The organism is Paenibacillus sp. RC21 (genome assembly GCF_044907935.1).
GTDB lineage: Bacteria > Bacillota > Bacilli > Paenibacillales > Paenibacillaceae > Paenibacillus > Paenibacillus terrae_A.
Map to the genome: position 1 here is coordinate 647789 of NZ_JBIYCS010000004.1, position 25561 is coordinate 673349.

Below are 25561 nucleotides of genomic sequence, written 5' to 3' on the forward strand. Positions count from 1 at the left end.
TACTAATAGCTTTCTCTGTCAGCAGCTTCAAACTATTATTCCGGTTCTTTTCAAGCAGGTTGATGTGTAGCTCAGATTGATGCTGCCCCCCTATCTCCATTGATTTTAAATACGGCAAAAAATATCATACTGATCGGTATGATAATTTTCCCAGTAAATATAACTCATAGAAACGAATAATGTCAATAAATCAACTTCCCTTGTTAGGATAAACTAACCTTCATTTGACAATATAAACGGCTAATTATAAGATAATAACATACTATTTGGTACGCAAAAAAAGACTGCTGACAATTACACATGATCAGAGTCATTGAGCAATTAAAATAAAATCAAGAGTAACGAGAGGTATTGATTATGGGACGAACCCGCGAATTTGACGAAGAACAAGTATTAGATGCAGCTATGCAACTATTTTGGGAGAAGGGATATGAGGCTACCTCATTAAGTGATTTAACTTCCAGAATGGCAATTCAACGCCCCAGTATATACTCAGCTTTTGGGGGCAAAAAAGAATTGTTCGAAGTCGCGCTACGCAAATACATGATGTCCCGTGCTTCTCTGGTCCGAACCAGACTTCAAAGCAACCCATCTGTAAAAGAAGCATTTCGCACTTTTTTTGAAGGTGTGGTCGATGAGGAATATACAGGAGATCCTAGAAAAGGATGCTTTTGCATCAATACAATGGTCGAACTTGCGCCTCATGATGAGAAATTTGAAATTCTTACAAGGGAACATCAAATGTACCTATCGGTCATATTTCAAGAAACCATTGAACGAGGTATACAATCAGGTGAGCTTGAGATTGGGCTAGATGCGAAGGCTGTATCACAGGCGCTAATCGTATCGTTAATTGGACTAACCGTAATGATGAAGTCTCGTCCAGAGCGATCATTTATTGATAATACGATAGAGGTGACACTTACATTGCTTAAGTAATTCGGAATAAGTTCAATTTTAACGAATGGGAATCACGATTGGGTCATTCATTTATGATACGGTTCAGCTTAACTGGTTTATCGGCTAAAAACGACCTATAATTGATAGGGATTAAGCCATCTAGGCCTGTATAAACCTATTGGAGTAAAAACAACCATCAACGACATGGAACGTCGGCAATGGTTGTTAGGACGCGCTGTCCACATTCTCACAGTACACGCCCATTTGAATATTTATACTTAATATAGTATAATAATTCAAATTTAATGAAAAAGGAGTATATCTAATGTCATTTGTAGTAAGAAACGCTGCGCCTGATGATTTAAACAGTTTGACCGAGTTAATGTATGAGTACATCGTTGGTTTTTATCAAAACCCTAGGCCACCTGTCGAAAAAATTCATAATTTGATTCAAACCCTTTTTGATCAGCAAAACGGTATACAATTTGTGGCAGAACAAGGTGGAAAGCTAGTCGGCTTTGCTACATTATTCTTTACATTTAGCACGATGAAAGCAGACAAAATCACAGTTATGAACGACCTCTTTATAATGGAACCATTTAGAGATACGGAAGTGGAATCACAGCTTTTTTTAGAATGTCAAAAATATTCACAAAATCATGGATATGCTAGTATGACCTGGATAACTTCTACTGAGAATAAACGGGCTCAAATTTTCTTTAAAAAGATGGGAGCTGCCCAAGGGAAAGATTGGGTTCACTTTTCATCATAACAAAGCCAGGCTTTGACGTACTTGTCTCTCGAGACTGGCTCGAATCGAGCGCATGATCATTCCCGATCTTCTCGAAGACAAGACGTCTCCTTTGACTGCCGGATCGATCCCGTCGATATGATATTCAGCACACACAAATACGTTTTCTGCCAAATCTCTGATTGAAAGTTATTATAGAGTTGTAAATTTTTCGGAGAATGCGGTTCAGCGGAACGATAGCAAGGCAAAAAAAAGAGCCTGAACGAATCAGACTCCTCATTTATTCTTTTTCCAGCCCGCGAATAAAGGCCTCGAAATTGGGCGCAAGCTGCGTAATCTTGTAGTTATTCTCTTTATCCACATAGACAACCTCCGGTTCGCCGTCATTGCCGGATTCACGGTAATCCAGCATGACCACCTCAGACTCGGCAGGGCAATCACAAATGACCACGCCAATTTCAGGATATCCCCCATTCTCAATTCTGAAACGGCTGCCTGATTCACCGCACAGCGAATGTCTCTTTTCCCGTCCAATTCCCAGAATGCCTAAAATTCTGATATGCTCTTGCGACCCGGAGACCGATCCACCTATAGAGAAGCATCTGTTCTGAGGAACTCCCCCGTTATGCAGCTTCATCATATGAATATAGAAGGCCGGCAACCTGAATACCAATTCCTCTTCTAAGGAGGCGATTAGCTCATCAGTGGGCGGATCATCCATAACATATTGTTCTAACGCATGTTCACTGTCATCCCAAAAGTCCGTGAAATCGAAATCCACAACGGTATCAACCTCGGCATTGGACACCTCCACTACCTTCTGAAGGACTTTGCTCCGAGCCAAATCCAGGAACTCCAAGGTATCCTCATCCCCAGGGTCTAACTGATCTGCGGTTTCAAATGCGCGCAAGGCCTCCTCATATTGATCCAGGTAGTAATAGGCAAAACCTATGCGGTAATGCCACAGCGGATCGCCTTTCCCCTCCTCTTCAATGGATAGGAACTGTTCAACCGCCTCTTCGTAACGCTCGAGATTGTTCAGCGCTCTGCCCAAATGACTGACCAACACATAATCCCTGTCCTCCACAGGAAACTCCATAATGGCATTTACGATTTCTTCGAATTCATCTTCCTCGTGCCACGCTTCCAGTTGTGGCAACAGATTGTCCCGCATCAGCTCTGCCTCCTACTTTTCGCCCTTTTTTTTAATTCTAACATTCCCGGCACCGCTATCTCCAGCAACCGGATGATTTAAAACTCGATCTATCCTACTTTCTGCGCTTTACTATTACTTGTGATACGGCTCGCTGCGCTATCTGTAACGGCAAGTTTTGACCAAAAAGCCATCCCGCAAAGGACAGCTTTGATATACCCAAATGGTCTATTGAAACAGCAGGAAGAGTCGCCACTGTTGATGCAATTTCAGTTAAAGAAGTAGAATCAATATATAATTCTGAGTACCAACCTACTAACTCTAGACTCTTCTTGCGAAGTAATCTAAACGAGATATATCATGAGGTAATTGATCATGCACATGATTTAGATAGTCTTGGCAGGTAAAAGCCAAGGCCTTTTGGGGAATCACCGACCGAATGTGATCCAGACATGCAGGCAGGAAATGCAGATAAGTTTGGCTTACCAGTATATCCTAGCGAATCCGGGTTGTTGCTGCGGCAATGTCCCCGAAAGCCCAATGTCCGACCGGGACATCTGACCACCTAGACGAGTTAGTGAAGGATACTGGCTCTCTCTTCCATACCCGATTGAACAAAGTGACCGCCTCTGCCCGGCTCAGAGTCTGGTCCGGCTGGAAGCTGCCGTCCGGCATGCCATGCATATAGTCGGCTTGCTGTACCCGTGCAATATCATCTTTCGCCCAGTGTCCGGTCGTATCCGGGAAGGTTGCCGAAGCTGCTCCGCTCAGATTCTTCCAGCGTGCCAGCACTGTCGCCATCTCTGCTCTAGTGATCGGACGCTCCGGTGCGAAAGTGCTGCTGCTGTATCCCTTCATCCATCCGGCCGTTGTCACGGTATCAATCGCTTCGGCAGCCCAGTTCTGCCCAGCAACATCCGTATAGTTAGGGCGATTCTGCGATGCTGACGATTCCACCAACGGCTGCTCCGATCGGTCAACAGCCAGACGAAACAGAATCTCTGCCAGCTCCGCCCGTGTCATCCTACGCGCCGGCTGGAATGTCCCATTCGGATAGCCTTGCATATACGGTTGCGAACGCTCACTCTCCTGCTCTCCGCCTATGCTCGCGATCTGCTTGTTCAGATGCAGTACCGTAAAGGTGCTGAACTTGTTTACACTAAAACTGAGTCCTGCCGGGTGGTTACCGTCCCACAGCAGCGTCGGCTGCACCAGCTCTCTGGTGCCGTCGCCATGCTCCACATACACAGCCAGATTGCTCAGGAAAGCCTGGCGTTCTTCGGCAGAGTTCGGCAGCGATTGCTGCGGCAGTGGCAGCACCAGTTCTACCGACTGCCCCTGCAGATTCGTCTCGATCATCACCGGTCGGCCAATAACGCGAACTTCACCCTGTCCGGCGGCTTCTTGCACGAGGCTATTCTGTTTTGCCCGTTCCGCTACCGCCTGGATTGCCGCTTCACTCTTTACCGGACTGAGCGTAAACTGACGGTTCCCGTCCATCGAAGCGAGCGTTGATGGGGACAGGATCAGACGGGCATGGTTAGTGTATACTTCCAGACCGACCCCCGCATCCGCCAGCGTCTTCGCCGTATCCTTTGGCAGAGCGAATTCAAGCTCGGAGACTTCATCCTTTGAATCAGGCATCACCAGCCGGACGCTGGAACGTCCTTCGGCCTTCACGCTGCTCAATGCCTCCCGTGCCTGAGCAGCTCCATAGCTGACCCGGTCTTTTTTCGACCCGTCGGACAGCGTTGTCCGCTGAATGACGACATTGGAGAGCATAGTACTGCTGTTCTTGCCGCCGTCCACACTGACTGTCACATTCTCGCTCTGTACGGCAGATATACTGCCGCCACCAGTAGACGAATTTTTGGAGGAATCTTTGCCCGGTGCTGCCTCTACATCCCGGACGAACGTCAGATAGAAATCATCCAGCGATCCCCACGCCCCGCCGTCTGCCTGAATGGAAGCACCCACCGTCAGCTTGCCGTCGGTTACCCGTATATCGCGAATGACCGGCTGATTCCACTGTACCCAGCCATTTACATCGGCATCTACCTTATCTTCCTTGCCGCCAGTCGCGGCAAACAATTTCATTTGCGCGTTCTTCGCATCGCCACCCTGAATCGACATCGAGAGGTCGTAGTAGCCGGACTTCAAACCGTAGACCGCCTGTTCCACCCGGAAATTAACCGCAGCCGCCGAATAGAAATGCAGCGAATACTGGCCCGACTTCGCATCGGAGGCTTTGTTCTGGTAGTCGGTGTGGGGCGCGCTTCCGTCACCGTAAGTAATCTCCCACATGCTCCGGTCGCTCTGTTCAAAGCCGCCGTTCACCAGCAGATTCGGCCTGCGAATCTCCAGCGCCGCCTGCGCCGGATAACCGCCTTTGGCTGTCCCTTTAATCACGTAACTGCCCGCTCCCTGGCTCACCGCTTGCTCTAAGGCCGCCTGGTCCCACTCCACAGCAAGTGTTCCGGTGCTGCCGTCGTTATACATCACGGTGACCGAATCTGGCAGCGAAATGTTATCGCCCACATTGGCCGTTAACGTGACCGCTTGGACTGCATCCACCTGGAGCGTAGCAACCGCTCCCGTGTTGACGTAGTTAAACACCTTCAGCGAAGGAAGTGGATGGCCCGTAAAATCAAACAGCGCCTGGTTGTCTACCGCGCTACCGCCATACCATTTGCCCGCATCGTCAGGGTCATATTCCGCAGCATAGCTCGCCGCCCAGCCGGAACCATATTGTTCCCACAGCTGCTTGTTCTGCTCGACATCGGCTCTTGGTCCTACCGGCAGCCAGGCTGGCTCCCAATAAAATACACCAATGCCTGCATCGCCTACATTGGACACCGCTTCAATGACATTACGGACCGACGTGGCCTGCCCCTGAGCACTGATCGGATAGTCCAGCGTCTGTCCCGAGCTTCTCGGGGCGGTATTCTCATGCCCATCGCCATCTTCAGATGTATACGCATAGGACGTTTCCGCCACCATCACTTTTTTACCATACGTATCTGCTACCTGCTTCAGTACTGCTGTGAGATTGCTCAGTGAACCGTGCCAGAACGGATAATACGAGCTGGCAAAGACATCATAGTCCACGCGGTTGTCCGACAGCGCCTTCGCATAGGAAGCATAGCGGCCCGGCGTCTCCGGATTGGTAAAATGCAGTGCCACGAGAATATTCGGATCCACGGCACGCACCGCCTGGCTTCCCTTATTAAATAAAGCACTAATCTTCGTCCAATCTTTCTCCCCGATAAACGACTGGTTCGTCTCATTGCCGACCTGCACCATCCCCACATCTATACCCTGATTGAGCAGCTGCTGCAGGCTGTCCCGGGTATAGTCGTACACCGCCTGTTCCTTGTCAGCAAAGCTCAGATTCTGCCAGGCCTTCGGCACATGCTGCTTGCCCGGATCGGCCCAGAAATCGGAATAGTGGAAATCCACCAGCAGCTTCAGCCCGTTGTTGGTCGCCCGCTTGCCGATTTCGATCGCTTTGGCCAGATCGTTGTTCCCGCCGCCATAGCCGTTACCTTTCACATCATACGGGTTATTCCACACACGCACCCGGACATAGTTTACGCCGGATTCCTTCAGCGTCTGGAATATATCCTGCTCTGTGCCTTGCTCGTTATAGAAGCGTACTCCACTCTGCTCCAGAGAAAGAATGCTGGATATATCGACACCTTTGATAAAATCAGACTTCAATCCTTCGACCTTCTTCACGAAAATATCCGCTGCTACCGGGTGGGTCGTATCCGTGCTGGCCTGCTTTAAGGTAAAGCGGTCCAGATAGCCCCACGCAGCCGCAGCGCCGCTGATCCTCGCCCCAATGACCAGATCGGAAGTCTGCTCGGTCAGCACGAATTTCAAGGTCACGCTTCCCCATTGGTTATAGCCTGACGTTGCCACCTCACCGCTCTGATCGGTACCTGCGAATACCCGTAAATGTCCCGCTTCGGCATCGGCGCCGCCCATCGATTGCACCGACAGCTCATAACTGCCTGGCTGCAGCGTCGGAAGCTTCTGGCTGACCGTGACCTGCTGGTCCGTCGGCGCCGCGTCGTTGATCCAATACTTGAGTGCATACGTATCTTCAGACGGCGTAATAAAAGGATCACTGGCATAGGCATAATGCTGAATATCCATCTGATTCCAATCTGATGCTTCCACCTGCCACGATTGATCACTCCAGAAGTCCGTCTCGAATCCCCCGTTTACGACTGCCGAAACACCAGCCGATGCGGCTGCCGCCGCTGGTGTCAGCCGCATCGGCCACGAACTGAACATAATCGCCACCACCAGCAACAACCATGCCTGTCTCTTTCTTCTCATCTCTCTGTCCCCTTTCTTCAACCCCGAATACCCATAAACGATTCCGTTTTATGTGAAGCGCTTACATAATTACTGTGATCACTATATCAGACACCTATGATCGGAAACATGGGAGGATTGCAACATTTTGTATTCTTATGCAAGCATTTTAGCGGTGGGAATATTTCCCACCGCTTGACGTTGTTGTTTATGCGATTTTAATACATATCGTAAGATTAATGTGCATTTTATCAAAAAAGGTAATTCTCACAAGTGAGTTGAGCCTGGGGCTAGGTTCTACATCCAAAAATTAACCATGGATCGGTTCCTTTTCGCCCAGACCAAGCGTCTGCGTTGTGGAATCATGAATTTCTTGGAAAAGCTCCGGGTTTTCTGCTAGTGACACACCATAAGAAGGAATCATTTCTTTTATCTTCGGTTCCCACTCTTTCATATGTTGTGGGAAACATCTTTCTAATACTTCCAGCATAACGTTAACAGCAGTAGAAGCACCCGGAGAAGCACCGAGCAATGCAGCTACCGAGCCATCAGCGGCACTAACCACTTCCGTACCAAATTGAAGGGTTCCTTTACCAGCCTCCGTATCTTTGATCACCTGCACACGTTGGCCCGCTATCACGATCTCCCAGTCCTCAATTTTGGCGTTCGGAATAAACTCACGTAATTCTTCCAGACGCTTTTCATTCGATAACATCACTTGCTGGATCAGGTATTTGGTCAATGCCATCTCTTTTGCGCCTGCCGCTAACATCGTGAAGAGGTTATTGGGTTTGACAGAACAGATCAAATCCAAATTTGAACCCGTTTTCAAAAACTTTGGTGAGAAGCCGGCAAACGGTCCAAACAATAGTGCTTTTTTGTTGCCGATGTATCTTGTATCCAGATGTGGAACAGACATGGGAGGAGCACCAAGCTTAGCTTTACCGTATACTTTTGCATGATGCTGCTCGACAACTTTAGGATTGTTACATACCATAAACAGTCCACTTACCGGAAATCCTCCGATATGTTTGGACTCAGGAATACCAGTTCTTTGTAGTAAAGGTAGACTTCCGCCACCACCACCGATAAAGATAAATTTGGCAGTATGGTATTCGATTTTACCGCTTTCAAGATTATGCACTTTGACTTCCCATGAGCCGTCGCTCGTACGTTTAATATTCTTAATACTATGCTTGTATTTGATCTCGACGTTTTTACTTTGTAAATGGTCAAACAACATGCGTGTTAAAGCACCAAAGTTGACATCTGTTCCGGAGTCGATTTTGGTTGCCGCGATCGGTTCATTCGATGTACGGCCTTCCATGATCAGCGGAATCCATTCCTTCAGCTTTTCAGGGTCATCAGAAAATTCCATTCCTTGGAACAGAGGGACGTTTGATAGCGCTTTAAATCGCTTATTCAAAAAAGTTACGTCTTGTTCCCCTATTACCAAACTCATATGAGGTATTGGCTTGATAAAGTCCTGCGGATTACGAATCAAATTGCTGTTTACAAGAAAAGACCAAAACTGTCTTGAGAGCTGAAATTGCTCGTTAATATTTACAGCTTTACTAATATCTACAGATCCGTCGGTTTTTTCGGATGTATAGTTCAGCTCACATAGTGCGGCATGGCCCGTACCGGCATTATTCCATTCGTTAGAGCTTTCTTCTCCTGCGCTTGCGAGTTTCTCAAACACTGTGATTTCCCATTCCGGTGCTAACTCTTTAAGCAATGATCCCAGAGTCGCACTCATGACTCCGGCACCAATTAAGATAACGTCTGTTTTTTTCTGTATGCTACTCATAAAAACCTTCCTTATCTCTTATATTTGCAAAAAAGAGTAGGCCCTCCTGCTTAGGTGATACAAGAAGCAAGGCTCCACTCAGGAACATACCTTTTCTGTCTCTATTATAACTAAAATATAATCTATTAAAAATTATATCGACTATTATCTGATAATTATAAACCATTTGAGTATGGAAAAAAAAGTGATAAGTTGTCCACAGGGCTCCAAGAATATAAAACCCAGGCCTTAACTCAGCTTTTTGTAAGGGTTATAGCTTGGATTGGCCGTTACTTGTGGTATCGTTCTCCACTTCATTTTCTCGAAATTATTCAACAAGAAAGCATAAAATAGGCTAAAGATGGGGCTTCTTCTTGTTATCTACATGCAATAATAAATTTTATATATTGACATAGCATATATCTGATTGATATATTGTAATCGTGATATACAAATATTCCTAAATTGCAAGGAGGTCCTATTTTGAACACTCAGGATGTTATTTTAGGCATGCTTATGAAAGAATCGTTGACTGGATACGAAATAAAACAGTTATTGGAGGATGTATTCTCTAATTTCTATAGTTCAAGTTATGGAACGATTTATCCCACACTTACTCGAATGGAGAAGGAGGAATTGATAACTAAGGAATTTGTGCTCCAGGAAGGTAAGCCTAACAAGAATGTTTTAAATATAACGGCTAAAGGACGAGAATGTTTTAACGCCTATTTACAAGCGCCACTAGAGGGAGACAGTATTAAGAAATCTGATTTTATGATGAGGCTTTATTTCGGTGAATTTGTTGGGTATGACAAGGTGATTATTTGGTTGAGGCAAGTACAAGAGGAATCACAAAAAAAGTTAGATCAATTATTTGAGCAATATTCGCTTTATAAAGATGAAATGCATCCAGCACAGATCATCTGCATCCAAATTGGGATAGAAGAATATAAAGCCAAACTTACAACCATTGCCCAGGGATTGTTAAGCATGGAGCAGTTAGTGCAAGAGAAGAGCAGAATTTAGTGAATTCAAATGCTTACGAAGTAAGTTTTGTACCAACCATGTTCAAGATGTAACGCTCACAAAACTTTTAGGAGGAATTGTTAATGAAAACAATTTTCATCACGGGTGCTTCATCGGGCATTGGGAGAGCTACGGTAAAACATTTTGCTGAAAGAGGATGGAACGTAGTAGCCACGATGCGTTCACCTGAACAAGAAACTGAATTCATTACACTAGATAATGTGTTGGTGCTAAGGCTTGATGTTGAGAAAGAAGATACTATTCAATCTGCGTTAGCGGAAGCGATTCAACGGTTTGGTAAAATTGACGTTCTTCTCAATAATGCTGGATATGGAACAATGGGTCTTATAGAAGTAGCTACGGATGAGCAGATTAGAAGACAGTTTGAAGTGAACGTTTTTGGTCTTATCCGTATGACTAAAGCCATGTTGCCACATTTTAGATCTAATCAAGAAGGTTTGCTGATCAATATCTCTTCTATGGGAGGGAAAGTGACCTTTCCTACGATGTCTCTGTATCATTCATCTAAATTCGCGGTAGAAGGTTTTTCTGAATCCGTATCTTATGAATTAGCATCACAAAACATCAAAGTAAAGTTGATTGAACCAGGTGCTATTAATACGGACTTTGGTGGAAGATCGATGGAGTTCTTTTTTAATGATGCATTAACGGACTATAAGCCGTTTACTACTGCATTTCTGGGTAAATTGGGTGAAATGGAAAAACACCCAGCATACGCTTCGCCTCCAGATATTGTTGCCGAAACAATATATCAAGCGGCCACAGACGGTACAAATCAATTCCGATATGTAGTTGGAGAAGATGCAAAGATGCTCATTCATATGAAAGAAAATACGGATGAAGAAGAGTATCTAGCAAATATAGCTCAGCATTTTTCTTGAAAAGAGAAAATTTGAAATCATCGTTCATATAGTATAAAAAAATAGAACCAGCTCAGCATGGGGCACCCTGTGCTTTTTTTCTCATCGCTCCGCATTATTTTTCGGATGCTCCGGTACATTAACAACTGGCCAGCAGATACGCGAGTTCACATTTTACATGTCTGCATGGTGTGTCTAAGAACCTGTAAGCGTGATATACTAATGATGAATTATCCATTCTTGCCCAACGGCCAATACTACAAAAAATAGAATCCAAAGAAAGCATAAGGACCCTAGAATCTGTAGCGGAAATCCTTATGCTTATTCTTTACTTAGCAATGTGCGGCAATAAGCTGACATTACCTCCAAATTATGAACCGCCGGTTTGCCTATTAACCTTAGGGTACGCTGGCTTGAATTTATGGCGGGAACGTAAGTTATAATAAATTTCATACAATTGGAGGTAAACATGAATCTAAAAAGGATGAAATATTTTATAGATCTCGTTGAATGTAGAAATTTTACAGAAACAGCAAAGAAAAATTTTGTATCGCAGACTACGATTAGCCAACAAATTGCCGCGCTTGAGAATGAGTTCAACATTCAGTTGATTGACAGAAAACAAATTCCGATTGAGCCCACAAAAGCGGGATGGCTGTTTTATGCAGAGGCCGTCGTGCTTTGGAAGCAATATAATCATATGCAAACAAGCATGGAAAATTTCCGGAAAAATAATACCCAACTATTGAGCATCGAATATGCTGCGATCACAGATATCCAAAGCTTGTTGAAATTCATTCCTTCATTTAAAGAAAATTATCCAAAGATTAAACTTGAATTAAATAAAGTATTGCTAAAGGATGTCGCTGAGTATCTGCAAAAAGGAATATATGACGTGGCCGTGGCCTTTGACTCAGAGTTTACAGGGAAAGAGGAAATCCTAACCCATACATTATATAGCGGGCGATACTGCGCGGCTGTAAGTAAACAACATCCCCTCTTCTGTTGTGAATCCATCTCAAAGGATGAATTATATAAGTATCCGCTTGTCATGCTGAATCCAATGATTATTGGAGACTCCTATTATTTGATGATTCAACATGCCATGGAAGATGGTTACCAGCCCAATATCCTTCGAACCGCAGATGATGTCGAAACCAAGCTGTTTTATATCATTACAGAGAATTTAATTGGCTTTTTTCCAGATAACTATGATCTTGCTGACCTGAAGGAAGAGGTCCGATTCATTCCCATACATGATTCACACCATACTTTTAAAATCGAAATAGGCTACTTAAAAAATAATTCAAATCCGGCATTGTACTCATTCCTGCATCAAATACAAAATTCGATTTAGCAATAGTCCATAAGTTTTTTGTGTTATACATTGTTCTTTTTTTCACATAATATATAAGTGTAGATCATTTCAGCAAGGAGTGACGACAAGCATGGGTAAATTATTATTAACAGGTGTAGATGGCAATCTGGGCAGACAAGCGGCTGAATATTTATTGAAATTAGTGGAAAAAGACCAAATTATTTTTTGTGCATATGATCCGGCATCTTTACAAGAGTATGCAGATCAAGGCATTGAAACACATGTGACCAATTTCAATAAAATAGACGGTCTTGCAAAAGCTTTTGCTAATGCAGATCAGCTTGCTTTAATCTCCATGCCTTTTGTAGGGGTAAAGCGCCAAAATGCACACAAAAACGTGGTCGATGCGGCGAAAGAAGCTGGAGTAAAACAAATCATCTATACTTCATTGGTTAACGCGGCTGATGAATCCAATCCAAGTGTTGAAAAACTGGACCATGTGTATACGGAGGATTATATCAAAAGTGTCGGGTTAGATTATATTTTCCTGCGTAATTCGCAATATGCGGAAGCTATGGTTACCAATTACTTCACCTTTGTGAAGTCTGACGGCGTGTTGAAAAATAACCAGGGTGACGGCAAGATGGCCTATATCTCACGGAAAGATTGTGCAAAGGCTGTCGCTTATGCATTAGCAGCAGACAACTATCATGAGGCAATATTAAATATAAATGGTCCTGAATTAATAACAATGTCCGACTTTATCGAGATTGCAAATGAAGTAACGGGTCATCATGTTACCTACAAGCAGATCACAGATGAAGAAAATTACGGCGTATTTGATGCAATGGGAGTTCCCAGAACAACAGATGGCAAATTTGCAGAAGATTCCGAAGCCCCCTTCTCTTCTGAAGGTATGGTTACCTTTGGACAAGCAATTCGCTTAGGGAAAATGGATATATTTACGGACGACTTCAAGAAGCTGACGGGCCAAGATCCCGTAACGGTGAAATATATGTTTGAACATGAGAATGAGTACCAAGTGGGGGAACGACACTCCAAAGATAATTAATCCAAGTCATGACCATGCTTGCGGAGAGATCGGAAGCCGATTTATGACCGAAAAATGGGGCCGCACGGCTCCCTGCATACCATCAACAAAGCGAAACTCTGGGTACCTGCACCAAGGAACCCAGAGTTTTTTGTGTGCCGAATTTTCATAGTCACTTACGTTAATATGAGTTTCTATAATTCCTTGTATGATATGAGTATCCTTCCTTTTTACTCTGGAATTCTGCAAATTCGATCCGATTGCGTCCATTTTGCTTGGCTTGGTAAAGTGCCTTATCTACTGCAGCAAAAAGTTGGATTAAATACTCTTCTGGATTGTCCAGTACATGTTCATGATCAAAATCCTCAATGGATAAAATCCCTATACTTATCGTAATGGAAACCTGTTCGATCTCATGCTCCACTACAATGTGGTTCGACTCTACCGATAATCTCACTCGTTCCGCTAATTGTTTGGCTAACTGGCGTTCTGTATGCGGAAGGTAGATCATGAATTCCTCCCCGCCATATCGAGTTAGAATATCGGTACTACGAATGGATTGTTTGACTGCTTGAGCAGTACGATAAAGAACTTCATCCCCTTTTACATGTCCATAGCGGTCATTGATAGCTTTAAAGAAATCAATATCGAAGAGTATGAGTGAAAACGGGGTTTTATAATGAATATTGGTAATCACCTCATGAGTCAGGTGCTGGGTCAAATAACGGCGATTGTAGCAGTTTGTTAAACTGTCAGTAAGGACTAATTCTTCAAGTTGTCGATTGGCTTGGGATAACTCATGACGAATGCGATCAAGTGAATGATTTCGTTCCTGAAGGATCTCATTCTGCCGATTCATTTCTTTAACAAGATAGCGCTCTTGTGAGACATCCTGAAACGTAAGGATATGACCGATTTGCATACGGTAAGAATCAACAATCGGAGAAGCTTGTAGTATAAAATGACGCGCGCTGTCGCGCTCAACGATGATTTCCATTGGAGACAAGGTATTTTCTTTTTGCTTATAATGATCCAGAAACCTCTTGCTACTGCCCTCTACACGAACAGACCCCAGAAACGCCTCCATATCAAAATGATCGCCCACATGTAGATCTATAAAGGATTGTAAAGCTTTGTTGACTTCAACAATGGATTCATTTTCATCTAGCACAAGTATTCCATATGGAATCGTATTGATCACATCCTCATGAGCGATGTAAACAAGATCAAACACATTGTATTTTTTTATGACATATACGAAAAATAGATCTGAAAGAAAAATCCCCAGAGAAGTCAATCCTGGAATGATCGGCAACCACTCGCTTAGGACCACATTAAGAAGGGCATCGCTACCTGCAAAAGCGAACAGCACGAATATTCCCCACAGCGTTATTTTTACTTGTTTTTTAATCGTTGGTGACGTTTGGGAGGAATGCAATGTCCGAAACAAAACAGAGAGGGAAGCAAAAAAGTAGCTGACCAGAATAACGATCACAATCCAGAACCATGGGCCATATGCTCTATCGATGTAACCGCCCTCCAGCGGAGCTACAAACAGACTAAACGGGTTCATGACCACACCAACTACTGCAATAACCGCTGGCGCAAACAACAGGAATAATCTTTTTTTTCCTAATTTATCAGCATTTCCGGTAAGAAAAACGGTAAGAAGAAGCCAACCGCTCCCCAACATGGAGAGTGAGACAAAGGACATGGTCACATAAAACAACTGCAACCGCCGATCATGAGCCATATCTGTAGCAAATTGACACAATGGCCAAAGCATCATTAAAAAATGAAATAAGAAGTAAACCTTATGTAAGTTTGTAATCCTAACGGTAGCAAAAACATAAACATATAAAGCAAACAATAGGAGGAATAAAACGAGATCATACCATACTGATGGGCTCACAAATCTTCTCCTTTTTTGATTCGACAACTACGATTCATTGAAATACAGGATTCTGCAAAATCCTCAAATAGTATATTCCTTTACTATTGCGTTCAGTTAAATTAACTACATCTTATCATATAGCAAAAAGAGTGATCTAGCTTACATAATCGCAGTCTAATCTCTGACGGTTCACCGAGTTGTCTGTAACGGCAAATTTTTAGGGCCATCCGTTACCGGACGGCCCTTTCATAATCCATATTAATGATCCAAGGGAAGATTATCCGAGAACAAATCCGGATTGTCCTTGAGCATTTCCGTGATGACGTCCGCCACCATCGCCGCATCACAAACCCTTACAATCGCATCGCCAAGCTGTCCCTTATACATTGCACCTTTACGTTCAAGGACCTCATCTACTTTCCAAAAATGCTCCGACCACGACAACCCACAATGTCTGCGGGAAGGTACAGGGATTTCCGTTCCATCAGGTAGAACCGTGTAAAGCATCTCATGCTCATCCGTTAACCTGCCCTGGATGTCTACCCATTCTTCAACTCCATGGATAAATGTGTTGCGTTTTAAATCGACCCCAACCAACAAGATGGTCGCCTTTCGATCGAGCAGCTTCCCCCAGGCGGAGCCTCTCGCGCATGGCGTATCGTAACGATGATCGTCGTTGGTGAAAGCTATGGAATCCCGACCTAATGCTGCCACCGAATGGGTGGGGTGTAACGAACGTATCACGCCAGGCCGTTTGCGAAAAAGTTCAGGTAGGATACCGACGCAGCAAGATGACTGATCCACGTAAAATCTGGGATTATCCGCATTGATGTAGGACCACGTATGGGTCGGTAACACCAGCAGCCCATCCTTCATATACTCTGTAAACGCATCCAAGACTGTGTCCGCACCACCCTCGACCGACCCCATACTTTTCATAGAAGAATGGACCAACAATGTCCCTTTGCTGTCAATACTCAATTGCTCTAATTGCTTCATTAAGCTCTCTATCGTGTGCATGTTCTTCTCCCTCCCGGGTTATTATACCAAAGCTTTCTATTATTTATAATACAGTTCACCGTGCTGTCTGAAACAGCAACGAAAAGACTGGTTGTCAAAGACGACCAGTCCTTCGAGGTCACGTTAGCTTCCTTTTTAGAAAAGGATAGGGTATAGGCCGTGCCGCCATTATCCCTTGATCCGCGCAGAATATGCGTCCGCACCTATCGCGAATAGCCCCCTTTGACAGATATACGATTATTCGTTATCCGACGCGACCGGGGTCATCAAGCCTTGAACTGCGCCGAAGAACGGGCGAATGGACTTGATCATGCCGTAGCCCATCTTCACGACCGGAACAAATTTCTGGATCATGCCGAACAGCCGCAGGCCGCCACCGAGCGCACCGCCGAGCGCTCCTGCGCCCGCAGTGGCGCCGCCCAGGCCACCGAGCAGCGAGCCCATCATCGGCAGGAATGCCGACACCTTGGCGTCCGGCTTGCGGGAGCGCGAACGGACGGACGGTTTGCGCGCGCCGCTTCTCCGATTGCCGAGACGGACGCCCGGGGCATGCGAACTGGCTCTGCGTTTGGGAGATCGGGAGCCTTGCTTCCCGGAAGAAGCGCGTGGGGGGGCTCCAGCGCTGGCAAGTACCAACCCGCCGCAATTAACGTCGGTGATGTAGCCGACGTAAGTCTCTCCGCTATGCAGGGTGACGCAGACCGGACGGCCCTGAAACTTCTTAGCCCGTGCGCGCATCTCTTTCGATTGTGCCATGGAAGTTCACCTCGCTCACTGATTATAATTCAGTTTACGCCAGGGGCGGGCGGGCTGCTTGTGCGAATGGGGCATGCGCACGCCCAAAATCGCTTGATGGGCTCGCCGTCACCGGGGCATTAGTCTGCTCCAAACGTTGGAAGCAAAACTAAAGGAATCATTTTTCCATGAAAAAACAGGTTATAAATGTAGGCTTCAAGCCAGTAAAACTATAACCTACCCTGGATCAGCTCGGTCAACTATCTGAAAAACTCACTTCGCCTCTGTAAAGATGAACTCTCGATTCCAGATTTCTACGCCCCCAGAAAGTGAAAGGAATGCATCGTACATTTACTCACTGTGTTGAAAAAACTTGCAGGAGCCTATTTACGCATCATTCCGATCAGAGTCTGACCCAACCTGCTCCTATGGTCGGCATGATGTAATACAAGCTGCTGCGAGTTTTTCTCCAAAAAGCTTGCCGTTACTTATGGTAAGGCTCACCGCGATGGCTGTAACGGCAAAATTTAGGGCCATCCTTTTGTGGGATAGCCCTTTCTTTGATCTCGCATCTTTTTTACAAATAGAAAAAGTGGATGGATTTCTCCAATTGCGCTTTTGCTTACTTTAATATTCTCCTTTAATTACAAAAAACGAACCCCGAATTGTTCCAGCTAGTTTTGACTTCTGCCTAGCAAACTTAAACTTCCCTTCTAACTCCTTTGGTACCTCCATCCCCTCAGAAAGCTTAAAGCCAACGGCCCGCTTCTTAGTATCATCAACCGTATACATGACGTTGACCTCAAGACCATCCTCATAAAAGACGTAAGCAAATTTAATATTTTCCACTTGAAAACGTGACGTTTCTAAAGGTTTGGCCTCAAACTCAATATCACGCTCTTTCAAAACTCGGTTCACATAATCAAGGGTCTCCTGACTTTCACTAGCTGGCACAACCGTAAATTCATGCTTGTATTTGTTCATAAAGTAACGGGCTTCATTAGCACGCAAACCAGCAAGCGCTTCTACTACAGGTGAAGACTCTAAACCAACCGTAGACACATTATTAAAATCAACGATATAGGGCATTTCCATCTCTCCTTTTAACTCATTATTTCCAAAAAAATTGCCGCTACTCAATAGTCTCAAATCTACTAACGGGATCATTTCTGCCTAAAAGTTTATTTTTTAGAATCAAGAATAAACATAGATGCATCATGTCCCATGAATATTTTATTTCCGTTAAAAAAAGTTTTGGACTGAATATCTCTGTATCCTATTTTAGTCATAATGTCAGTCAGCTCTTCTTGACTAAATCCGTTATGAACTATATCTGAAACTACTTTTTCATTTTTATTAAAATCTACGATTAATAAATGTCCTCCTTCATTTAGAACATCAAATAATCTGGATAAAACGAATTCAACATCATGAATATGGAGCAGAACCTGAGCCATAAAAATATAGTCAGCATGAAGATCCGATAGACCTTCCTTTTCAAAATCAAAGCATATTGTATCTGCATTATGAATATTAAAATCAGTAATTTTTTGCTTTATTTGATTAATCATGTTTTGTGAAGTATCCAGAAAAAGCATAGAATTAAAATCGTTTAACAAGTTCATTCCGACGAGACCCGTTCCACACCCGAAATCAATAGCATTCTTACTATTAGCGTCAACTACATATTCACGAATGGCATCAGATGATGCCTTTGCAATCTGAATTCTTTCAGAAGTGTCATATACATTAGCTATCATTTCAAACTTATCCGTATTTCCCATGATTACCTCTCCAATCTGTATTATAAAATCCTGAATACAACAATATAGAATGATATTCTATCGAAGCATTTGCATTAGTCCACATTCTTATTCGGTTCGTCCTTATGGAAAACAAAACCTCTGTATGAATGGAGGAGACAACCTTGGGGTGATTCAGGTACACCTTTCTCACGATTCGTCTTTGTCGAAATAATCATCTGGCAGATGTAGTTCTCGCAAACAACCGATAAATTTTTCTCTGAATTTCGGATCTTTTTGATATTTCGGCCATACCGCCTTATAGTAAGGCAGCAACTTCTCATGTGGAATAATGCCCCAGTACAAAATTAAGTTATTCATAACCTGCGGGCCGCCCCCCATCAACATCTGTTCAATGATCTGCCAGCCTCCCAGCTTGTTTTCGCAACTGCGCGCGGCATAGATGGCCGTGGTTTGCATTTTCGGGTCGGCGTGACACAAGAAAGGCGCAAAGTTCTGGAGAGTAATCCCACCGTAATCTTCCAAAATATACCCTGCATAACGCAACGTTTCCGGGTCGTGAATCCTGTCAAGCCTTTGCAAGATCACTGAAATACATTCCGTTAAATCCGCAGTTTTACTGGAAGCATGTAGAATCTGTAAAGCTTGCAGAAAATCCTCATGCCCATCCGATTGCAACAGCTCCAGAAGATATTTTCTACCCGCGTCAAAAGAAGTTTTGCAGATTAGCCAAATGGCTGTGGTCCGATTTTTTGGGCTTTGCTCCGCAATATTTTTCAAAAAACCAAGGGTTGGCTGAGATATTTTCTTAAACTTGGACATTCCATCAAGCGCTTTTGCTTGGATTTCTTCGTTTGGAGCGCTCTGATAAATCTGGATCAGCGCATTCTCATCACCCGGTATTCGACTGCCAAACCACCCGATATCATAATCCAGAATAATTTCATCCAGCCAGCGCTCGTACCAGTCCAGAAAGCTGTCTTCATAGACAAAGAAAAAAGGATGATCGGGATGAAAATCGGAGGTGTACACAATTCTCCCCCTGTATTTCCCTTCAAGTACGAGATACATTTCGTATTCGCAGCCTTGGGTACCTATGCACAACATGCCGCCCAGCACCTTATTACAGGTGTCGTCGTATTCCTCATCGGGGATGTCCTCATCCTTGGTCAGGGGCTCAATTAGATGGTTCCATTCCTCTTTGGTCATCCCGGGATGCAGAACGGATTTTGCAAGGAGTGCCTGGCGCTCGGTATAGGAAGCTGCCTTTTCAATCGGATAAATTCCATAATAGGGTCCGGCGCCTCCGTTGCCGACTTTCGTTAAAAACTGCGCGTAAGGCTCAGGAAGAGTGACCTGATTGTGGGCTTGCCAGTCCGCCAGCTCTTTTGCAGTAAGCTTCTCATTAACCTTGTATTGATGTGAGGATGCTCCAAACACCGAGAAAGCCGCGTCTTTGCGCATGGCTTGACTCAGTTTGTTTTTTATTCGATCCAGTTGCGTTTCTTTCTTCCCAAACCACATATTGAACCCTCCTGTTGACTATAGCCAGGTTTCCTCTATTTGCTTACCCAGCAATTTTATTATTTTTTCTAAGGGTCTTACCTCTTTAGAACTATATGTATCTTTAAGTAGGTTTTCAGCAGTATACAACCGGTGCAGCAAACAGCTTTCTTTGTTCATCCGTAACGTTTAGTTTGAGCGCATTGAAACCAATTTTTCATTGTATCTTCTCTTAAGGTCACCACTGAACCACCTTAGAGTACCACACAAAAAATGCATATTAATGGAATCTATATGTGGATTAGACTATAATCACCTTTTTCTGGATCATGCCGAACAGCGCTCCCACCATCGGCAGAAATGCAGACACCTTGCGTCCGGCTTGTGGAAGCGCGAACGGCCAGACGGTTTACTCGCGCCGCTTCTTCGGTTGCCGAGACGGACGCCCGGGGTATACACACCAGCTCTGCGTTTGAGAGATCGGGAGTCTTGCTTCCCGGAAGAAGCGCGTGGGGGAGCTCCAGAACTGGCAAGTACCAACTCGCCGTAATTAACGTCGGTGATGTAGCCGACGTAAGTCTCTCCGCTGTGCAGGGTGACGTAGACCGGACGATCCTGAAACTTCTTAGCCCGTGCGCGCATTTCATTCGATTGTGCCATGGAAGTTCACCTCGCTCACTGATTATAATTCAGTTTACGCCAAGGGCATGCGCACGCCAAAAATCGCTTGATAGGCTCTTCTCCATCGGAGCTTTAGCCTGCTTAAAACGTTGGAAGCAAAACTAGTTGTTGCCGGTAGTTCGATAGGTTATTGCTGCGTTCTTTTTCCTATTCATGCAACACTTCAAATATCGAACTCAGTGTCATTCCATATTCCGTGATCTTATAACAGACTTTAGCCGGTATTTCTGGATATACCGTCCGTTCAACGAGACTGTCAGTAACCAATTCTTTCAACGCTTCTGACAGCACCTTATCCAGACGTGCAATGCAATATTCTCCCTATCTTCATGCTTTTTAGACATAAAATGCAAAACCTCCATGAGTCTTTGCACCGAACTAGGTAGAACATATTTAAGTGCTTTTTATTGTGGGTAACGAATTTTCTTTACCATCACTTGTGGTACGGTTCAGCTTAACAGGTCTATCGGCGAAAAATCCAGTGCGACGAAACACTCTGTCGACATCCTAGCCGCATACAAAATAGCAGATAAAGTATGACCAGTACCTGCCGAATTCAACTCTATTCTTATATTCTAAATCTAGCGAATAATCAAGACTGGCATTCATCATGCGTAGGATCATGAGTTAATTGCACACCTGTGCGCGAATCCGAATCTCTTTAGGTGTTATTTTTCAAAAATGTTTCTCTGGTCAAGCTCAAAAAGGCTTCGATTGCAGGCGAAATCCACTTCTCTTCATGCCACATCATTTGGGTTGCAAACGATGTGGCGGTCAGATCCCAAGGCAACGGAACCAGTTCTCCCCGATTCACTTCTCCGATCACGGCCATTTCAGGCAGTATGGCAATGCCCATTCCTATTTTCGCACATTGTTTAATAGCCTCAGCACTGTAAAACTCCAATTCGGTAATTCCCCCCATGCCCTTCTGTGACAGACTTCGATCAAAAAAAGTGCGATAGGAGCATCCCTTCTCCGTCAACAAAAAGGTCTCGCCATGAAAATCTTCAATGGCCAATGCAGGATGTGCTGCCAAAGGATGATCCGGTGATACCAATAGATAAAAGGGCTCATCCAGCATTTTTTCACCGCAAAATCCGGTCTCGCCCTTGTCCTCATCCAGCGTAAAAATAATGTCAGCGTCCCCTTCACGCAAGCTCTGTTTGAGGTTCGAATTAGGCAGCGGTCGGAACATTAACCGAACCCCTGGATAGCTCAACCGAAACTGGCGCAATACAGCCGGCAGCCGGTACGTACACAACGTTTCATCGGCACTTATGATTACCGTACCCGTCAATTCGCCGGATTGCTTGACGGCATGCTGTGCTTCTTCAACCACACTCAATATGTTATCTGCATAGCGCAGGAACGTTCTCCCTGCATCGGTCAAAGTCACATTTTTACCCAATCTGTCCACCAGCTTGACACCCAATTCTTCCTCTAAGGCCTTCATTTGCATCGTAACCGTGGAAGGGACATAGTTCTGCACTTCGGCAGCTCGGGTAAAGTTGAGTGTGGAAGCAAGCGTATAAAAGGTTTTTAATTGGCGCAATTCCATGGAGTTCCGCTCCTTAATTCAAAAAAAATGAACGTTCTCTTTATAAACGTTTCTTTGACTTAACAATAGCAGCATCGTAGAGTGATGACAAGGAAGGTAGTTCATACTTTTAGCTATGAAAAGGAGTTTTTTATATGAGGGATTATGAAATTTATGAATTAGGAGATGTTCTGCTGCAATCCGGTGACACTCTGCCAAATGCCATTCTCGCCTACAAAACATACGGCATGCTAAATGCAGCCAAAAATAATGTGATTGTCTATCCCACCTGGTTTGCCGGCTTGCATACTGATAACGAATGGTTAATCGGACCTGGCAAGGCACTGGATCCAGAAAAATATTTTATCATCGTCCCCAATATGTTGGGCAATGGACTCTCCTCCTCGCCAAGCAATACGCCACCACCTTATCATCAAGCAAATTTCCCGCTGATTTCGATTTATGATAATGTGCGACTGCAGCATCAACTGGTGAATCAAAAGTTTGGTATTGCAGAAATCGCCCTCGTTGTAGGTTGGTCACTAGGCGCTGTGCAGACCTTTCAGTGGGGGGCAAGTTATCCTGATATGGTAAAACGAATCGCTCCATTCGGCGGGACTGCCATGACTCGGCCACATGCAAAGGTTGTATTTGAAGGAATGATCGCTGCTCTTCAGGCTGATTCTGCTTGGAACAATGGCTTTTACACGCAGAAACCCAAAACGGGATTGGCAGCCATGGGTCGAGTCTACGCAGCTTGGGGGTTCTCTCAGGCTTATTATCTAGAGCAGCTCTATCAGCAAGAGGGCTACCACACACTGGAGGAATATCTCGTCGATTACTGGGATCACGTATTTTTGACCTTTGATGCGAATGACCTGATCACCATGTTACGTACCGGAATTACAGGTGACATTAGCGCTAATCCGACGTATAACGGCGATTTTGACCTTGCATTAAGCAGGATAACAGCACGGGCCCTGGTTATGCCGGGAAGTACAGACCTTTTCTTCCCTCCCCAGGATAACAAAGTTGAAGCACGCCATATACCAAATGCATTCTTCCTCCCGATTGAATCCAAGTGGGGGCATTGCGCAGGCATTGGACAGCATGAACCAGATTCCGTATTTATAGATAAAAGTCTAAAAAGTTTCTTGCTTGAATGAAACTGAGGAGGAGCGGATTAAATTGAAAAATAAATTGATTATATATGTCCTAGCACTTGCTGTTTTTCTAATTGGAACCATTGAATATATTATTACAGGAGTCATTGAAATGATCGCCATGGACTTGAGAGTATCTACTTCCGAAGCTGGTTTACTGGTGACTGTATTTGCTCTCGCAGCGGCCATTGTTGCTCCGATTCTGATTGCATTAACAATTAATATGGATCGCAAGAAGCTACTGATGGCTGCCCTCAGTGTGTTTATTGCCAGCAACGGACTTATGCTTGTAAACCTTTCTTACGAAACATTACTATGGGTACGAATTATTCAAGGGGCTAGCGGAGGAATCGCTACCGTAGTAGCCATGGCAGTAGCGACACGACTCGTCGAAAAAGAAAGAAGGGGCAATGCCATCGGTATTATTTTGATGGGGCTCAGTAGTTCGTTAGTTCTGGGTGTTCCAGCTGGTACATTTTTTAGCGAGATGTTTGGATGGAGAGTTTTGTTTATTTTGATCGGTATAATAAGCGTTCTTCCATTGTTTATCATCTATAAAAAGGTTCCTGCAATCAGAGAAGAAGAAGCTGTTACCCTCAGGATGCAGTTCTCTATTTTAAAAGATTCAAAAATTGTAACTGCCTTGGCTATTACTTTATTTTATATTGGTGGTTACTCTACGCTCTTTACTTATATTACACCTTTCTTGCAAGCCGCATCCTCTCTTTCCATAACCGAAATTAGCGGTGTTTTATTCCTAGCGGGAATTTGCAGCTTCATCGGATCCAAAGTGGGTGGACAATTGGCAGATACAAAGGGATCGAGATTCACAATTTGTATTGGACTCCTGTTACAGGGAGCAATGCTCCTTTTATTCACTCTAGCTGGTGTCAATATCATTGTATTAATCTTGGTTTTAATGATCTTTATGTTAGCAACCTGGAGCATTTCCCCTGCTCAGCAGCTATTTTTGGTCACTCTGGTACCTCGAAATCCAGACATTGCCCTGAGCGTAAATACTTCCTTCATCCAATTTGGTTTTGCGCTAGGATCTGGATTAGGCGGCCTTGTCATCAGTCGTACCTCTGTTCTGAATTTAAATTGGGTAGGTTTGGCTGCTGTAAGCGTTGCATTACTTCTTGCCATCTTGCTATTCAAAAAAATGAGCAGTGGGATTGGAACGTCTACTGTTACTAAAGAAAAACATTAAATAGCTCCCTCTTTCTACAATCCCAGCATTCAAATCCAAGGCATTTTTTAACACACCGGGCACGCCATTCCCATATTCAGATGTACATAAAAGTACATCATTTGCCTCCCTCAGCTGTGTCCGTATTTCTCTTACCGAAGCAGGTCCTTCATCGAAATCGAGATCAGGGTTGAAAGACGGAAGAACGCTCAACCCTTTCCTTGGAAAAAATTTCAATCTACTTGTGATACGGTTCTCCGTACTGTCTGTAACGGCAAGATTTAGGACCATCCTTTTGCGGGATGGTCCATTCTTTGATATCGCATCTTTTTTTGCAAATAGAATAAGTGGATCGATTCCTCCAAATTGCACTTTTGCTTACTTTAATATTCTCTTTTAATTACAAAAAACGAACCTCGGATTGTTCCAGCTAGTTTTGACTTCTGCCTAGCGAACTTAAACTTCCCTTCTAGCTCCTTTGGTACCTCCATCCCCTCAGAAAGCTTAAAACCAACGGCCCGCTTCTTAGGGTCACCAACCGTATACATGACGTTGACCTCAAGACCATCCTCATAAAAGACGTAAGCAAATTTAATATTTTCAACTTGAAAACGTGACGTTTCTAAAGGTTTGGCCACAAACTCAATATCACGCTCTTTCAGAACTCGGTTCACATAATCAAGGGTCTCCTGACTTTCACTAGCTGACACAACCGTAAATTCATGCTTGTATTTGTTCATAAAGTAACGGGCTTCATTAGCACGCAAGCCAGCAAGCGCTTCTACTACAGGTGAAGACTCTAAACCAACCGTAGACACATTAGTAAAATCAACGATATAGGACATTTCCATCTCTCCTTTTATCTCATTATTTCCAAAAAA

21 protein-coding genes and 2 pseudogenes are annotated in these 25561 nt (G+C 44.3%); 8 read left to right on the plus strand and 15 right to left on the minus strand.

Translation table 11 applies throughout. The features are described from left to right. Positions 1–357 precede the first annotated feature (357 nt). Positions 358–939, plus strand: a complete 582-nt coding sequence (locus ABIA61_RS16470; protein WP_283653947.1) for a TetR/AcrR family transcriptional regulator — start codon at positions 358–360, stop codon at positions 937–939. Between the two features lie 286 nt (positions 940–1225). After that, a complete protein-coding gene (locus ABIA61_RS16475; RefSeq protein ID WP_404581014.1) occupies positions 1226–1672 on the plus strand; it encodes a GNAT family N-acetyltransferase in 447 nt (148 codons plus the stop codon). Between the two features lie 259 nt (positions 1673–1931). On the opposite strand, the gene ABIA61_RS16480 is transcribed toward ABIA61_RS16475, so the two are convergent. The 4 genes and pseudogenes from ABIA61_RS16480 to ABIA61_RS16495 all read right to left on the minus strand — a co-directional run bounded on the left by ABIA61_RS16480 (position 1932) and on the right by ABIA61_RS16495 (position 8940). Then, positions 1932–2825 (minus strand): SMI1/KNR4 family protein, encoded by an 894-nt coding sequence (locus tag ABIA61_RS16480; protein ID WP_283653949.1) that lies wholly within the window; start codon positions 2823–2825, stop codon positions 1932–1934. A 187-nt stretch (positions 2826–3012) separates the two neighbouring features. Then, positions 3013–3164 (minus strand): annotated as a pseudogene (locus tag ABIA61_RS16485) (amidohydrolase family protein); the annotation flags it as partial. A 135-nt stretch (positions 3165–3299) separates the two neighbouring features. Next, positions 3300–7151, minus strand: a complete 3852-nt coding sequence (locus ABIA61_RS16490) for a glycosyl hydrolase 53 family protein (protein WP_404581015.1) — start codon at positions 7149–7151, stop codon at positions 3300–3302. Positions 7152–7440: 289 nt separating this feature from the next. Continuing rightward, positions 7441–8940 carry a malate:quinone oxidoreductase gene (locus ABIA61_RS16495; protein ID WP_404581016.1) on the minus strand — a complete coding sequence of 500 codons (1500 nt, stop codon included), beginning with the start codon at positions 8938–8940 and terminating at the stop codon, positions 7441–7443. Between the two features lie 462 nt (positions 8941–9402). Here ABIA61_RS16495 and ABIA61_RS16500 point away from each other — a divergent pair, with 462 nt between their 5' ends. The 4 genes from ABIA61_RS16500 (at position 9403) to ABIA61_RS16515 (ending at position 13216) form a co-directional block, all read left to right on the plus strand. After that, a complete protein-coding gene (locus ABIA61_RS16500) occupies positions 9403–9945 on the plus strand; it encodes a PadR family transcriptional regulator (protein WP_404581017.1) in 543 nt (180 codons plus the stop codon). Positions 9946–10028: 83 nt separating this feature from the next. Further along, on the plus strand, positions 10029–10847 hold the full coding sequence (locus tag ABIA61_RS16505) for an SDR family oxidoreductase (protein ID WP_404581018.1): 819 nt from the start codon (positions 10029–10031) through the stop codon (positions 10845–10847). A gap of 448 nt (positions 10848–11295) precedes the next feature. After that, complete coding sequence (locus ABIA61_RS16510; RefSeq protein ID WP_404581019.1) at positions 11296–12183, plus strand: LysR family transcriptional regulator; 888 nt, start codon at positions 11296–11298, stop codon at positions 12181–12183. 91 nt (positions 12184–12274) lie between these two features. Then, positions 12275–13216 (plus strand): NmrA family NAD(P)-binding protein, encoded by a 942-nt coding sequence (locus ABIA61_RS16515; protein ID WP_404581020.1) that lies wholly within the window; start codon positions 12275–12277, stop codon positions 13214–13216. Between the two features lie 160 nt (positions 13217–13376). Here the strand turns inward: ABIA61_RS16515 and ABIA61_RS16520 are convergent, their stop codons facing one another. The 9 genes and pseudogenes from ABIA61_RS16520 to ABIA61_RS16560 all read right to left on the minus strand — a co-directional run bounded on the left by ABIA61_RS16520 (position 13377) and on the right by ABIA61_RS16560 (position 22349). After that, positions 13377–15107: a histidine kinase N-terminal 7TM domain-containing diguanylate cyclase gene (locus tag ABIA61_RS16520; RefSeq protein WP_404581021.1), complete on the minus strand. Its 1731-nt coding sequence runs from the start codon at positions 15105–15107 to the stop codon at positions 13377–13379. 240 nt (positions 15108–15347) lie between these two features. Next, on the minus strand, positions 15348–16109 hold the full coding sequence (locus ABIA61_RS16525) for an AAC(3) family N-acetyltransferase (RefSeq protein WP_404581022.1): 762 nt from the start codon (positions 16107–16109) through the stop codon (positions 15348–15350). A 237-nt stretch (positions 16110–16346) separates the two neighbouring features. Further along, a complete protein-coding gene (locus ABIA61_RS16530; protein WP_283653962.1) occupies positions 16347–16865 on the minus strand; it encodes a hypothetical protein in 519 nt (172 codons plus the stop codon). 606 nt (positions 16866–17471) lie between these two features. Further along, positions 17472–17933, minus strand: coding sequence for a phage tail protein (locus ABIA61_RS16535; protein ID WP_283653963.1), 462 nt, complete (start codon positions 17931–17933; stop codon positions 17472–17474). 92 nt (positions 17934–18025) lie between these two features. Further along, on the minus strand, positions 18026–18628 hold the full coding sequence (locus ABIA61_RS16540; protein WP_283653964.1) for a class I SAM-dependent methyltransferase: 603 nt from the start codon (positions 18626–18628) through the stop codon (positions 18026–18028). A 168-nt stretch (positions 18629–18796) separates the two neighbouring features. Beyond that, entirely contained in the window at positions 18797–20131 is a 1335-nt protein-coding gene (locus tag ABIA61_RS16545; RefSeq protein WP_404520634.1) for an SMI1/KNR4 family protein, read from the minus strand. Positions 20132–20441: 310 nt separating this feature from the next. After that, positions 20442–20770: pseudogene (locus ABIA61_RS16550) on the minus strand (hypothetical protein); the annotation flags it as partial. Between the two features lie 168 nt (positions 20771–20938). Continuing rightward, positions 20939–21082, minus strand: coding sequence for a winged helix-turn-helix transcriptional regulator (locus ABIA61_RS16555; RefSeq protein ID WP_404520635.1), 144 nt, complete (start codon positions 21080–21082; stop codon positions 20939–20941). A 370-nt stretch (positions 21083–21452) separates the two neighbouring features. Further along, positions 21453–22349, minus strand: a complete 897-nt coding sequence (locus tag ABIA61_RS16560) for a LysR family transcriptional regulator (RefSeq protein WP_283653966.1) — start codon at positions 22347–22349, stop codon at positions 21453–21455. 134 nt (positions 22350–22483) lie between these two features. Between ABIA61_RS16560 and ABIA61_RS16565 the strand changes: the two genes are divergently transcribed. Together ABIA61_RS16565 and ABIA61_RS16570 are read left to right on the plus strand one after the other, a co-directional pair. Beyond that, a complete protein-coding gene (locus ABIA61_RS16565; RefSeq protein ID WP_283653967.1) occupies positions 22484–23494 on the plus strand; it encodes an alpha/beta fold hydrolase in 1011 nt (336 codons plus the stop codon). Positions 23495–23516: 22 nt separating this feature from the next. Beyond that, a complete protein-coding gene (locus ABIA61_RS16570) occupies positions 23517–24701 on the plus strand; it encodes an MFS transporter (protein WP_404520638.1) in 1185 nt (394 codons plus the stop codon). Here the strand turns inward: ABIA61_RS16570 and ABIA61_RS16575 are convergent. Beyond that, positions 24642–24971, minus strand: coding sequence for an NADPH-dependent FMN reductase (locus ABIA61_RS16575; RefSeq protein WP_404520654.1), 330 nt, complete (start codon positions 24969–24971; stop codon positions 24642–24644). The two genes, ABIA61_RS16570 and ABIA61_RS16575, sit on opposite strands and share 60 nt — an antisense overlap. A 92-nt stretch (positions 24972–25063) precedes the next feature. After that, on the minus strand, positions 25064–25525 hold the full coding sequence (locus ABIA61_RS16580; protein ID WP_404520639.1) for a phage tail protein: 462 nt from the start codon (positions 25523–25525) through the stop codon (positions 25064–25066). Between the last annotated feature and the right edge of the window lie 36 nt (positions 25526–25561).

Excerpts from the sequence above, each read along its gene's own strand:
- ABIA61_RS16565 (WP_283653967.1), top strand. The coding sequence starts at position 22,484 with ATGAGGGATTATGAAATTTATGAATTAGGAGATGTTCTGCTGCAATCC.
- ABIA61_RS16470 (WP_283653947.1), top strand. The coding sequence starts at position 358 with ATGGGACGAACCCGCGAATTTGACGAAGAACAAGTATTAGATGCAGCT.
- ABIA61_RS16580 (WP_404520639.1), bottom strand. The coding sequence starts at position 25,525 with ATGTCCTATATCGTTGATTTTACTAATGTGTCTACGGTTGGTTTAGAG.
- ABIA61_RS16505 (WP_404581018.1), top strand. The coding sequence starts at position 10,029 with ATGAAAACAATTTTCATCACGGGTGCTTCATCGGGCATTGGGAGAGCT.
- ABIA61_RS16475 (WP_404581014.1), top strand. The coding sequence starts at position 1,226 with ATGTCATTTGTAGTAAGAAACGCTGCGCCTGATGATTTAAACAGTTTG.
- ABIA61_RS16535 (WP_283653963.1), bottom strand. The coding sequence starts at position 17,933 with ATGCCCTATATCGTTGATTTTAATAATGTGTCTACGGTTGGTTTAGAG.
- ABIA61_RS16545 (WP_404520634.1), bottom strand. The coding sequence starts at position 20,131 with ATGTGGTTTGGGAAGAAAGAAACGCAACTGGATCGAATAAAAAACAAA.
- ABIA61_RS16495 (WP_404581016.1), bottom strand. The coding sequence starts at position 8,940 with ATGAGTAGCATACAGAAAAAAACAGACGTTATCTTAATTGGTGCCGGA.
- ABIA61_RS16530 (WP_283653962.1), bottom strand. The coding sequence starts at position 16,865 with ATGGCACAATCGAAAGAGATGCGCGCACGGGCTAAGAAGTTTCAGGGC.
- ABIA61_RS16525 (WP_404581022.1), bottom strand. The coding sequence starts at position 16,109 with ATGCACACGATAGAGAGCTTAATGAAGCAATTAGAGCAATTGAGTATT.
- ABIA61_RS16510 (WP_404581019.1), top strand. The coding sequence starts at position 11,296 with ATGAATCTAAAAAGGATGAAATATTTTATAGATCTCGTTGAATGTAGA.
- ABIA61_RS16560 (WP_283653966.1), bottom strand. The coding sequence starts at position 22,349 with ATGGAATTGCGCCAATTAAAAACCTTTTATACGCTTGCTTCCACACTC.
- ABIA61_RS16575 (WP_404520654.1), bottom strand. The coding sequence starts at position 24,971 with ATGGTCCTAAATCTTGCCGTTACAGACAGTACGGAGAACCGTATCACA.
- ABIA61_RS16515 (WP_404581020.1), top strand. The coding sequence starts at position 12,275 with ATGGGTAAATTATTATTAACAGGTGTAGATGGCAATCTGGGCAGACAA.
- ABIA61_RS16490 (WP_404581015.1), bottom strand. The coding sequence starts at position 7,151 with ATGAGAAGAAAGAGACAGGCATGGTTGTTGCTGGTGGTGGCGATTATG.
- ABIA61_RS16480 (WP_283653949.1), bottom strand. The coding sequence starts at position 2,825 with ATGCGGGACAATCTGTTGCCACAACTGGAAGCGTGGCACGAGGAAGAT.
- ABIA61_RS16540 (WP_283653964.1), bottom strand. The coding sequence starts at position 18,628 with ATGGGAAATACGGATAAGTTTGAAATGATAGCTAATGTATATGACACT.